Source organism: Microcystis sp. LEGE 08355, from assembly GCF_015207185.1.
In the GTDB taxonomy this organism is placed as follows: Bacteria; Cyanobacteriota; Cyanobacteriia; order Cyanobacteriales; family Microcystaceae; genus Microcystis; species Microcystis panniformis.
This window is the reverse complement of the sequence record NZ_JADEXI010000083.1, coordinates 1-12,186: the sequence shown is the minus strand read 5'-3', so window position 1 is coordinate 12,186 and position 12,186 is coordinate 1. Positions and strand designations below refer to the sequence as shown.

Sequence of the window (12,186 nt, the reverse complement as noted above, 5' to 3'; positions counted from 1 at the left end):
AGAAGTAGGTAGGCACAATTATTTGTAGGATGGGTTAGCAGTAGCGTAACCCATGCGGGCGTTGGGTTTCATGCTTCAACCCAACCTACGTTCATTTTATATTTAATTCCACCCACCTACTTAAGTAGCCTATACTCAACGGATTTAGTATTAGTAAACAGTAATCATTGATCAGTAAACAGGTATAAAGATAAAGATAAAGATAACTAACTAATTAACTTAAAACTTACATCTGATCACTGATAACTGATAACTGATAACTGATTTACTCTCCCGCATGATAGGAACTGCGGACTAGGGGGCCGGATCTAACCTGGGAAAAACCCATTTTTTGGGCAATTTCTCCTAACTCGCTAAATTCTGCGGGAGTCCAATATTTCTGTACGAGCAAATGTTCCAGAGAAGGACGCATATATTGACCAATAGTAACTCGATCGCAGTCGATCGCGCGTAAATCTGCCAAAGTCTCGATAATTTCCTCTTTTGTCTCACCGTGACCGACCATTAAGCCAGATTTCGTCGGAATTGAGCGATCGATTTCCTTAACATAACGCAAAACCGCCAAAGAGCGATCATATTTAGCCCCGCGTCTAACCGGCCCTTGCAAACGGCGCACCGTCTCGATATTGTGATTGTAACAGGCAGGTTTTGCCCCTACCACCGTCGCCACCCGTTCCTGTTGACTTCCCTTGCCTCCAGCAAAATCCGGGGTTAGCACCTCAATTAAAGTGTGGGGATTGAGTTCGCGAATGGCTGTCATCGTCCGCACGAACCAACTGGCTCCGCCGTCTTCCATATCATCTCTGGCCACAGAAGTCAAGACAACGTAACTTAAATTTAACAATTGCACCGCTTCCGCCACTTTTTGCGGTTCCTCCACATCGAGAGGCATGGGTGCATGACCCTTATCCACTTGACAAAAAGCACAGGACCGGGTACAGGTAGGGCCCATCAACAAAAAAGTCGCCGTACCTTGGGCATAACATTCGCCGCGATTGGGACAGCGACCTTCCTCGCAGATAGTATGAATGTTCCTTTGTTTGATAATGCGCTGAACCGTGGAAATTTCGCTAGATTTGCCGAGTGAACGCCGTAACCAAGCGGGTAAAGACGTAATTTCCTCGCGCCACTGTGGGGGTATATTGGACATGAGAACTTAAGTAAAGTGTTGGGGATTTCAGTTATCAGTTATCAGTGGGGGGGGTGGGGAGAGGGACGACTAACTCCCCAAAACAAAAACTTCCTATCTCACCATAAAGATAACTGCTATAAGCTGAGAAAGCGGGTAAAGATCATTGTTAATCAAAAAGGAAACTTGGGCAATGGGACGACGGCAACGGAGAAAAATTTTCAATCTGGTCATTCAAGGATTGGCGGGTTGCCTCTTAGTTAGTATATTTGTTCTTAATTCCCTGCCATCCCTAGGCCAAAATTTTCTAGTTCCATTTGCATCTCCCACGGGGACAAGGATTTTTGTAGCCGGGGATATAGAATATGCTTCCGTGCATCTAGATGGATTTGCCTTATTTGAGATTGCCTCCCAAGATTTTACCGCTTCTGAGGCCCGGGAACTCTCCCCGGTAGAAAGACGGGCTAGCCGCATTGAAAGGGGCTTAAATAATATTATCAATCGGGGTTTCGATCCGACAACCCTGCAAGTAAGTACGGCGACTCTCAATAATTTAACCGTGATTGTGGCCAAGGATAACCAGAATTTACCGCAACAGGTAATTCTGACAGTGACAGAAGTTGATGCCCTGATCGATTCTTCTTCTGTTGCCGATTTAGCGGACAGATGGGTTAAAATCATCCAAACAGCTTTGATCCAAGCTTGGCAAGAACGTCAGCCCGCCCCTCGTCGGCAACAGGTAATGAATGCCACTATAATTATTTTGGGGCTAATTTTCTTAAGCTGGGTATCAATTTGGTGGCAGAAACGTTTAAGAAATCGCTTCAATCTCCTCAAAAAACAGGCTAAAAGTCAATCCGATCGGAATTTAGCCATAAATTCCCCCCCCAGAAAAGAGCGCTCCCAAGAACCGATTTTAGCCGCTCTAGAAGATTCCTCTAATTTCCGTCAACAGGCTGATATTCAGCGACAACTGACGTTAAATATTCTCTGGAAAAGACTGGCTCTTATTGGACTGATACTGCTTTGGTTTGGCGGAATAGCGGCGATTTTGTATGTATTTCCTGAAACTAGGCTAGAAGGACGCGGAATAATTCGTATTCCTTTACGGATTTTTATTATCTGGTTGCTGCTGACATCAGTGAGCAATATGGTTAATCTCTACGTTAATTTTCGGCTACGGGAGTGGGTAGAGGAAGGAGCGGTGTTTTCCGAAAATTTGGAAAGGAGGATTCTGCGCGCTCCCACTTTATTAGAAGTTGGGCGAGAAATGATCACATTTATCGCCATTTTTCTAGGAATTTTGATTTTTTTGAGTTGGATGGGTCTTTCTTTCGCCTTTTTACTCACGGGAGCCGGTTTAGTGGGAGCATTGCTCACCTTTGCCTTTCAGGATCTTTTAAAAGATTGGATTAACGGTTTTCTGATTGTCTTTGAAGATCAGTACACTGTTGGTGATATGGTCCAGTTTCAGGAGTTTATCGGTTTGGTGGAAAATATGAGTTTGCGAGCGACTCAATTGCGGGCTGCCGATGGACGTTTAATCACTATTGCCCATAACCAAATTATTAGCGCACACAACCTCAGTAAAGATTGGGCGCGGGTCAATTTTACCATTGAAGTCGCCTATCAGACCGAGCCAGATGTGGCGATCACTTTAATGGCAGCCATCGCTGAAAATATGGCTGCAGATCCACAATGGCAAAAAGATATCATCGATCCCGTGCAGGTTGCTGGTGTTAGTCGGGTTTCTCACACGGGGATGGAAATTATGCTCAGAATTGTCGTTAAAAGATTACGACAATGGGACATAGAAAGAGAGTATCGTCGTCGTCTAAAAATTGCTTTTGAGGAGAAGGGAATTCACATCGGTATTCCCCAACAAAGTTTCCTGATAGCACAAGATAGAGAAGAATTCAAAGGACAGTTTTAAAGGGGAGTGATACTAAATCCTGTTTAAAAGGTATAGGAGAGTGGGGTGTGGGGATAAGGGAGAAACAATTCATAACTTGAGAGTTAATCACACTATTAAAAACGGATTTGTTATCAGTGCAGTTATCACTCCGCGTCCTGTAGGGGCGAAGCATTCGGATAGAAAATCTACGGTTTCACCGATAGGTTATTGCCCGAATGCTTCGCCCGTACTTTTTGCCGCAAACCCTAAGTAAAAAATTGCCGTCTTTTCACTGATTACTGATCACTGATTACTGTTTGGTAGATTTAAACTAGGTTAGGTTAGATATCCTAACCTAGAAAATTTTTAGGAAGCTAAGGCTACCTCGACTATTTGTTGTAGTTCCCCATTTTGATAGAGTTCGATCATAATGTCGGAACCGCCAATAAATTCACCGTTGATATAGACTTGGGGAATAGTCGGCCAATTGGAATACTCCTTAACTCCTTGTCTTAACTCCTGATCTTCCAGAATATCGACAGTTTCGTAGGAAACCCCCAGAATATTGAGAATTTGTATGACGTTATTCGAGAAACCACACTGAGGCATTAATTTATTGCCCTTCATGAACACAAGAACTTTGTTATTCTGAACTAATTGATCGATTCTGTCCTTAGTTTCGGGTGTCATAGGTCTAGTAGCTAGAATTTGAGCAAGAATAGCCAATCCTGAGACGTGGCATATCCTATTAGTTTAGCACAAGCCGTTGAGATAGCCTTAAAAAGGCAGGTCTTCGTCCTCCTCCAAACTATCTAAAATTTCGTTAACATCAGGTCTCCCGCGCACGATAGTCATATTTTCCAGAGACTTATTAACTTTAGTTTCTGCGGCCGAATTTTCTGGCACTGAATAACCCATATTGACCAGTTCACCATCAAAAGATTTCGCTAACTTTTGAGCGGCCGCCAAAATTTCGCTAACATCAACATCTTGCTCTAATGTCTCTAAAGATGAATCAAAATTTAAGATTTTTTGGGGCAGTTCTGTGCTAAGAGTTTTTGGGGTTCCCGACGCGGTGATCTTTGCTTCTTTTTTCTCGATAATTGCTTCTTTGACTGGGGGAATATCCACCACGGTCATAACTTTATTTTCGGGGGTTATTGGTGGGTTTGCTGCGGTTTCTGGTGGTGGTAGTATCTTAGCTGCTGGGGATTGGGAAACTTCCGCAGCCATGGCAGCAGTGGCGGAACCTACCTGTAAATGGACTTTAATCCGGCGCTGAAAAACTGCCTCGAAAGCTGACTCAATATTAGTCAAGCGTAGCCGGGCCATTTTTAATAATTGTTCCGAAGATATGCTTAAATAAGCACTCGATTCTTCCATACTAAAAAGACTACCATGCTGACGTAGGAGAGTGCGAGTAGTGGGGGGTTCCATTACTTCTAAAACCCGCTGCCAAATTTGTTCATGATTGTCATCACTGGTAACAGTTTTAACCTCAGTTTTCGGCACTGCGACGCCAGTTGTCGGGGTGATAACTGCCGGTTTGATTGGTTGATTAACCGGCGCCGGTGCTGTGATCATTTCAGTGGGCCTCTCGGCGCTGGTTTGGGGACGGGAAGGCGCTACCGTGGCAACTAGCGGAATCACCTGTGCTTGCGGTAACAGTCCCAAGAGAGTGACTTCTAACCAGAGACGGGGTTGAGTGGTGTTTTTTAGTTGCGTTTCGCTGTCTTTAAGCAGTTGTTGACCGCGGAGAATTTCCTCTAAAGACCAAGTACGCGCTTCCGTACACAAATCCTGCCAAGTGGGAGCAGTGACAGCGACCATTTCTGGACGATTAGGGGCGGTTTTAGCTAAAAGTAGGTTTAAATAGAATCCCGCTAGATTTTGCAGGACGATTAAAGGTTCCTTACCACGATTCATCAGATGGCGACATTGTTCGATAACTTGATCGGGAATATTGCTATGAATGACTTTAAGCAGGGTTAAGAGGTCTCTTTCGGGGACTGCACCGACTAAATCCCAGACTCGCTCGGCCGTAATCGTTCCTGCGAGTAAACTTAATTGATCGAGGAGACTTTCGGCATCCCTTAAACCACCGTTAGCGATCTGAGCCACTAGGGTTAATGCTTCTAGGTTAATATCGATCGCTTCTATTTGGGCGATTTTTTGCAGGTGTGCCACCATCGCATCGAGAGCAATACGGCGATAATCAAAGCGTTGACAACGGGAGATGATGGTAGGCAAGACACGCTGAGGATCCGTGGTAGCAAGCACGAAAATCACTCGATCCGGCGGTTCTTCCAGAGTTTTCAGCAAAGCATTAAAGGCCGCCGTACTGAGCATATGGCATTCATCGATGACATAGACTTTATAACGACATTGGACGGGGGCAAATTGCGATCGCTCGATAATTTCCCGAATGTTATCCACACCGGTATTACTAGCGGCATCAATTTCGATCACGTCTAGGGCCGAACCATTGGCGATCGCTTGACAGACGGAACACTTACCGCAGGGAATCGGTGTCGGATGGTCACTAGACAGACAGTTGAGGGATTTGGCTAAAATTCGGGCCGAGGAGGTTTTCCCCGTGCCTCTGGGTCCAGTAAATAGGTATGCAGGAGCGATTCGCTCACTGATTAAGGCATTACTCAGGGTCGTGGCGATCGCTGATTGTCCCACCAAATCGGCAAAGGTTTGGGGACGATACTTATGATGTAGAGGTTCGTAGGTCATGACTGGCTGAAAACTTTTTCCGCACCCTAGAGACTACTATTATCCTATGCCGATTCTTTTTCAACACGAGAACAAGTGTATGCTTTTATCTAGCCAGTTGTAATGCGCGATTTGCATCATAAAAATGGCAATTTGGCCAAGGCTTCTAATAAATTGTATTAATAACTACAATTTGGCCGAGAAAACCTGACGACTATCTTAGTATGCCTAAAGATAGCGCCACCAATCAGACCAACTGCTTATGACTGAATCTACAAAAACCCAATGTCCTTACTGTGGAGTAGGTTGTGGTTTGACAGTCACCCCCCCCGCGTCGGCCGGACAAGCAGGGAAAGTCTTTGGGGACAAGTCCCACCCCTCCAGTCAGGGTATGATCTGTGTTAAAGGGGCTACCGTAGCGGAATCAATCGATAAAAATCGCCTCAAAACCCCGATGATCCGCGATTCCCTGCAAGGTCAATTTCGTCCTTGTACTTGGGAAGAAGCCCTCGATCGCATCGTTAACCGTATCCAAACTCTAATCGCTCAGGGGGAAAAGGAAAGTATCTGTCTATACGGTTCGGGACAATTTCACACCGAAGATTACTACATCGCCCAAAAACTGGTCAAGGGTTGTCTGGGAGTCAATAACTTTGATGCTAATTCCCGTCTCTGTATGTCTTCGGCCGTGGCCGCTTATCTGGACAGTTTCGGTTCCGACGGTCCCCCCTGCTGTTACGATGACCTAGAATTAACCGATTGTGCCTTTCTGGTGGGGACAAATACGGCCGAATGTCACCCCATCATCTTTAACCGTCTGCACAAGTATCTCAAACGTAACCAACAAGCGAAATTAATCGTCGTTGATCCCCGCAGAACCAAAACCGCCGAGGCCGCTAATCTCCACCTCGCCATTAACCCGGGGACTGATATTGACCTATTTAACGGTATTGCTCACCTGTTACTGAATTGGGGTGCGATCGATACCTATTTTATCGATAAATGCAGCAGGGATTTCCCCAAATACGCCGAAATTATCCGCCATTATCCCCCCGAAATCGTCGCGCGTAAATGCGGTATCCCCATCGACGATTTAGAAAAGGCTGCCCGCTACTGGGCCGAATCGAAAAGAGTGCTTTCCCTTTGGTCGATGGGTATCAATCAATCCAGCGAAGGCACGGCCAAAGCCCGCACTTTAATCAATTTACACCTAATGACGGCTAATATCGGTAAACCAGGGGCTGGTCCTTTTTCCCTAACCGGACAACCCAACGCCATGGGAGGACGGGAAGCCGGCGGCCTCTGCCATCTTCTCCCCGGTTATCGTTCCGTCAAAAATCCCCAACACCGGGCCGAAGTGGAACAAGCTTGGGGTTTACCCGCCGGTCGGATTTCTCCCGTCCCCGGTCGCGATGCTTGGAGTATGATTACCGGTTTGGAGACGGGAGATGTCAAACTTCTTTGGATTGCCGCTACTAATCCAGCCGTTAGTATGCCTGATCTAGAACGTACCAAGGCGGCCCTGTTAAAATCACCTTTTACTGTCTATCAGGATGCCTACTATCCCACGGAAACCAGCGCCTACGCCCATTTATTACTGCCAGCGGCCCAATGGGGCGAAAAAACGGGAACAATGACCAATTCTGAGCGTATGGTGACGTTAAATAAAGCTTTTCGCCCTCCCGTGGGACAAGCTCGGGCCGACTGGCAAATTTTTGCCGAAGTTGGTCGCCGTTTGGGTTTTCAGGCACAATTTAATTTTCAGGATTCGGCCGAGGTATATTCCGAGTTTGCCGGCTTGACATATAAACGTCCTTGTGATATGACAGGGATTAATTATGATCGCCTGGCCGAGACCCCCCTCCAGTGGCCCAATTCCATCGATGAAATTTCCGCCCCTAAAACCGCTAATTCTGGGGAATTACTAGGGAATTTAGTTAAAGATGACGATAAAAGCCCAAAAACAGCCGCAAAACGCCTTTATACCGATGGAAAATTTAATACTGCCGATGGACGTGCTGTTTTCGCCGCCTACCACAGTAAAGGTCTAGCGGAACCCCCAGACGATGATTATCCCCTAGTGTTGACCGTGGGGCGTTTGTACGGTCACTGGCACACCCAAACTCGCACCGGCCGCATCGAGAAAATTGTCAAAATGCACCCCGCACCTTTTCTGGAAATTCATCCCCAAGATGCGGCAAAATTGGGCATAGAAGCTGGGGAATGGGTGGAGGTGCGTTCTCGTCGCGGTTCTGCCCGTTTTCCCGCTTTAATTACCAAAGCAATTGCTCCTAATTGTGTCTTTGTGCCGATGCACTGGGGGGCCCTATGGGCAGAAAATTCTGAGGCCAATAGTCTCACCCATCCGGCCGCTTGTCCGATTTCCCTGCAACCAGAATTAAAAGCTTGTGCTGTCAAATTAATCCCGTTGAAGTCTTTAGTTAATGCCGAATTATCTCTCGGTCAATTTCTGGCAACTCCCTAATCAAATTTGGCTTTCCCTTTAGTTACTTTTGTTATACTAATTTTCCAAAATCTGATAGGTAGTTTGTGTTTAAAGAATTGCTAAGTAGGGAGGCACAATTATTTGTAGGATGGGTTAGCGGTAGCGTAATACCATTTTTCTTTATTTGCGTCACAACGAATGCAGGCCTGGCAAGCATTCGAGCGTGGATGTCTGTCATGGATTTAGAAATTTGGTATAAGTAGTTAAGCTAATGATGACCAAGACTGGGAATGATCGTCTTTGTGCTAGAATACTAGAATAGTAGCCAGAGGGCATGAGGAGAATTTTCATTCCCTTGGAGAAACTGTCAGCCTACTTTTGATAAGAGGTGTGCCATGCGTGATCGCCAATCGACCCCCGACACCAAATCCCAGCACTCCCAGCCGACCAAGGAACGGGAAGCACAGAGGGCGACTGCCCAAGAAGAGGTTCTGGCAACCCAACAAGACCCCCTAACACAGGTCATCAGTCGGATTGGCAGTGCTCCCTCTGCCAAAGTTCATGCTGACTTGCTCAGTCGGGCTACCTCAGACTACCCCGCCCGCGGCCGCCAACTGATGCTCCAGATGCAACGGCAGTACGGCAATCGCTATGTGCAGCGGGTGATGGAACTGTCACGCCAAGGGGAGGGAGAAGCCGAAGCCACGCCAGAAGTGGAAGCAGCAATTGAACAAGCCCGTGGTGGGGGGCGATCACTCGATTCTGGCATCCAGCGGCAAATGGAATCCGCTTTTGGCACCAATTTCAGTGGGGTGCGCGTCCATACCGACAGCACGGCTGATGCCCTCAATCAATCCCTCAGTGCTCGTGCCTTCACTACAGGACAAGACATCTTTTTCCGCCAAGGGGAATACAATCCCGGTAGTTCCAGTGGCAAGGAATTACTGGCCCATGAGTTGACCCATGTGGTGCAGCAAACGGGAACTGTGCGGGGAAAACTGGTGATTGGTCAACCGGATGATGCTTATGAGCGAGAAGCCGACCAGGTGGCAAAAGCCGTGATGCAGATGGAACAGTTAGCAACTGCTACAGGAGAGGGATTGGCCCAGCGACAGATGGAGGAAGAGGAAGAGCCTCTGCAATGTCCCGCCGGAGAATTGGCAAAGCAGCAAATGGGTGAAGAGGAAGAGTCCAAACAAGCTTTAGCAAGCTCTTCTCTGATCAGTCGAAAAGCGGGATCTGAACAAGAGGAGGGGTTAGACGAGACCAAGGAAGGCTGTGGCTGCACAAACTGTGATGCTGAGAAACAAGAGCGTGGAACAGTCACACTACAGATGGTTCCAATCCTTGCAGGTATCACGCCAGAAAGTGGGGTTTTAAAGCATCTTCAAGCTTCAGAAGCCAGTGCTGAAAAAAATTCCTCCATCTACCGCAATGCAATTCTCCAGTTCCAACGGGCAAACTCCCAGGGCAAAGTTGCTATTCAACAGCAAAAGCTTTTAGAATCTGAGTCTACAGCAGTTCGCCAGCAAGATAGTTCAAAAACTATAAGAAGATGTATTCCAGGATGTACTCCCTCCAGGGGAACTGCAACCCGTCGAGGGCAGGTCAAGAGTGGTCCAACGTATACGCCTAGCGGAACCATTGCAGCAACAAAAAATTCTGATGGCTCGAAATCTGCACGTTTCGACATGTCTGCCGAATTTGAACATGATCCGAGTAATGGGATCTACGCATCCTGTTGTGAGATCAGACAGTACATTAAGTGGACAAGCGATGCAGACCGTCCAAGGAATCCAGGATTTATGCCGGCCAGTAGTTATTCTGCGAACACCTGGTACGAAGATCGTGATAGTGTTGGTAAGCGATACGGTCATCGTTCAGGAGTACACGCTGAGTGCATCAGCATTAATCACTATGAGGACAGTTTAGGCAGCTATGATTGCCCTAACGGTTCCAAATTCGTAGGGCAAGATACGCCAAGAGATGGCTCAGGTGCCAAGACAGGTAAGTGGGATTTTGAATTAAAGGTGATCGACACTTGCAATGGAGATAGGCAGATTGGAAGTACTGCTTCAGTGACAGTTGATTGGAAGTGATAAGGGTGATTAGAGCAACTCTCAGAAATACTAAAATGCGCTTGCTTCCCTTTTATTTCTCCCTACTGCTACCTTTTTGTTTGATAGGTATTGCGGAGATAGAGTGCCAAAATACTTATGGTCTGACAAGTAATTCAAAAGAATTAGGAAACGAAATGCACCTCGAATTAACACTTCACTCTAATTCTCTGGAGGTAAAAATCTTAAATACCTCCTCCAAAGAAGTAAGACTTTGGGAATTAGAGAATTCTTGGGGATGGTACTCTATCTCCTTGCTTCTAAGAGAAGATTCAGATAAACAGACTCAAGTCATTAAGCGTACATCGCGCGATTGGACTAAAAATGGTCCCTATTTCTTTGTTTTGTCTCCGGGAGAAGCCCGTAAGATTCCTTTGAATACTAAAGATGGATGGTGGGATTGGAACCATGGCGTTTCAGAATTGAAGAATAAACTGATCTCTATTCGTGCCAGACTGGAAATTGACCCCTCCCCTGAAGCTAAGAAGTATAGCGTCTTTGTTGGCAGTGTTTTAAGTGATTGGGTAGTATCTCTACCTCCCCACAGTTGGTTATTTAGTACTAACTGATGATTACAGGTGTTATTTATGTATTGGTTAAAGTCTCTCTATCCTGAAATTAGAGAAGTCCTACAAGACTCAATTCCAGAGTATTGGGAGGGACTGAGGCAAGTTTTGGGTAAATTGTTTGAAGAACCCATGCTTCCAGAAGCAGCACTGCCGTTAGTTGCTTGCAAAGCGGTCAATGGTAACCCCAAAAATGCAGTTCATGTAACGGCTGCTCTGATTGCCCTTGGGGTTTGTTTACGAATTTTTGATGATTTAGCAGACCAGGATAAGGCAGAAGACTTATGGCAATTAGTAGGAATACCAAGAGCCTGGAACTATGCTTCTGCAATTCATATTCTTTCTTTTGAAATCCTGAGCAAGGCTCCTCTTTCTTCTGAGTTATTTCGTCAAGTTAACCAGTATTGTATTGATGCCTTTTTCCGCATTGCCGCAGGTCAGGATAGAGACTTAGCAGGGGCTACCAGGACGATCGAAGACTACTGGTTAACGGTTGAAATGAAAAGTGCTTGCTTCGTGACAACTGCTTGTGCAATGGGAGCTATGACGGGAACAGATGATCCTAAGTTAATTCAGTCCTGTGGAGTTTTTGGTCATCACCTGGGATTTGCCCTACAAATCTTTAATGACATGGAGTCAATCTGGCAGCCGAAAGGGGTAACAGATTTGCAACAGGGAAAAGTAACGCTTCCCCTGTTGTATGGTTTGCAGGTAAATCATCCTAGACGGGACGAACTTCACTCAATTGTGATGGCAAATGAAATTGCTTCCAGGGAAAATCGAATCAAAGACATTCTGGATCAAATTGATACCCGTAGCTTTCTAATTTGGGCGGCTTTGAAGGAACGAGAGCAAGCGATTGCGGCCATCCAAATATGTCCCAACATTGAGGGACGGCAAGCACTTGAAGCTTACATTACAGGAATGTTTGGTGATATAGATACATTGCTCTGAAACTCTAGAAATTATTGAAGGTGATTTACCCAATAGAGCAACAAAAATGGTCGTTGAATGGGCATCAATGTATCAACAAGAATTGTTAAAAATGTGGAATAGTCAAGAATTTATTACCCACATTCCGCACCCTAAGTGTCACAACGTCTCGAAAGAGGAAGATGCCTGAGTCAAAATACTTATCTAGAGGAGTGAGTTGGCGGCAAGCTGCCGGCAACTAAGTCGAAAAATTCAGGGTTCCCCCGGTCATTCGCAATAAACAGTGCTTGTTGAGAATGGCTGGGCAATCAGACTTAACATCTAGCGTCGAGATGTTCGAGTAGTGCTTAAGTTTTGTCACCCCTTGAAGTCAATCCATC

The 12,186-nt window shown here is 46.0% G+C and carries 9 protein-coding genes; 6 read left to right on the top strand and 3 right to left on the bottom strand.

Annotated features, from left to right (window positions below; translation table 11 throughout):
* Positions 1-265: 265 nt before the first annotated feature.
* A complete protein-coding gene (gene lipA, locus IQ242_RS06440) occupies positions 266-1,150 on the bottom strand; it encodes a lipoyl synthase (protein ID WP_072926462.1) in 885 nt (294 codons plus the stop codon).
* Between the two features lie 172 nt (positions 1,151-1,322).
* Here lipA and IQ242_RS06435 point away from each other — a divergent pair, with 172 nt between their 5' ends.
* Positions 1,323-3,062, top strand: coding sequence for a mechanosensitive ion channel family protein (locus tag IQ242_RS06435; protein WP_193959406.1), 1,740 nt, complete (start codon positions 1,323-1,325; stop codon positions 3,060-3,062).
* A gap of 327 nt (positions 3,063-3,389) precedes the next feature.
* Here IQ242_RS06435 and grxD read toward each other — a convergent pair whose 3' ends face one another.
* Both grxD and IQ242_RS06425 read right to left on the bottom strand, forming a co-directional pair.
* Entirely contained in the window at positions 3,390-3,713 is a 324-nt protein-coding gene (grxD, locus tag IQ242_RS06430; RefSeq protein ID WP_052278371.1) for a Grx4 family monothiol glutaredoxin, read from the bottom strand.
* An 87-nt stretch (positions 3,714-3,800) separates the two neighbouring features.
* The gene (locus tag IQ242_RS06425; protein WP_193959404.1) at positions 3,801-5,765 is read right to left on the bottom strand and encodes a DNA polymerase III subunit gamma/tau; all 1,965 of its coding nucleotides are present in this window, start codon (positions 5,763-5,765) and stop codon (positions 3,801-3,803) included.
* Between the two features lie 241 nt (positions 5,766-6,006).
* Here IQ242_RS06425 and IQ242_RS06420 point away from each other — a divergent pair, with 241 nt between their 5' ends.
* The 5 genes from IQ242_RS06420 (at position 6,007) to IQ242_RS06400 (ending at position 11,996) form a co-directional block, all read left to right on the top strand.
* On the top strand, positions 6,007-8,229 hold the full coding sequence (locus IQ242_RS06420) for a molybdopterin oxidoreductase family protein (RefSeq protein ID WP_193959403.1): 2,223 nt from the start codon (positions 6,007-6,009) through the stop codon (positions 8,227-8,229).
* 356 nt (positions 8,230-8,585) lie between these two features.
* Positions 8,586-10,289 (top strand): DUF4157 domain-containing protein, encoded by a 1,704-nt coding sequence (locus tag IQ242_RS06415; protein WP_193959402.1) that lies wholly within the window; start codon positions 8,586-8,588, stop codon positions 10,287-10,289.
* Positions 10,290-10,294: 5 nt separating this feature from the next.
* The gene (locus tag IQ242_RS06410; protein WP_193959401.1) at positions 10,295-10,876 is read left to right on the top strand and encodes a hypothetical protein; all 582 of its coding nucleotides are present in this window, start codon (positions 10,295-10,297) and stop codon (positions 10,874-10,876) included.
* 18 nt (positions 10,877-10,894) lie between these two features.
* Positions 10,895-11,827, top strand: coding sequence for a polyprenyl synthetase family protein (locus IQ242_RS06405; protein WP_193959400.1), 933 nt, complete (start codon positions 10,895-10,897; stop codon positions 11,825-11,827).
* The gene (locus IQ242_RS06400) at positions 11,814-11,996 is read left to right on the top strand and encodes a DUF4160 domain-containing protein (RefSeq protein ID WP_193959405.1); all 183 of its coding nucleotides are present in this window, start codon (positions 11,814-11,816) and stop codon (positions 11,994-11,996) included. Before IQ242_RS06405 ends, IQ242_RS06400 begins: the two co-directional genes overlap by 14 nt.
* Positions 11,997-12,186 lie beyond the last annotated feature (190 nt).

What these genes read in the sequence shown, in the direction of transcription:
- lipA (WP_072926462.1), bottom strand. Translation starts at nt 1,150, where the DNA reads ATGTCCAATATACCCCCACAGTGGCGCGAGGAAATTACGTCTTTACCC.
- IQ242_RS06435 (WP_193959406.1), top strand. Translation starts at nt 1,323, where the DNA reads ATGGGACGACGGCAACGGAGAAAAATTTTCAATCTGGTCATTCAAGGA.
- grxD (WP_052278371.1), bottom strand. Translation starts at nt 3,713, where the DNA reads ATGACACCCGAAACTAAGGACAGAATCGATCAATTAGTTCAGAATAAC.
- IQ242_RS06425 (WP_193959404.1), bottom strand. Translation starts at nt 5,765, where the DNA reads ATGACCTACGAACCTCTACATCATAAGTATCGTCCCCAAACCTTTGCC.
- IQ242_RS06420 (WP_193959403.1), top strand. Translation starts at nt 6,007, where the DNA reads ATGACTGAATCTACAAAAACCCAATGTCCTTACTGTGGAGTAGGTTGT.
- IQ242_RS06415 (WP_193959402.1), top strand. Translation starts at nt 8,586, where the DNA reads ATGCGTGATCGCCAATCGACCCCCGACACCAAATCCCAGCACTCCCAG.
- IQ242_RS06405 (WP_193959400.1), top strand. Translation starts at nt 10,895, where the DNA reads ATGTATTGGTTAAAGTCTCTCTATCCTGAAATTAGAGAAGTCCTACAA.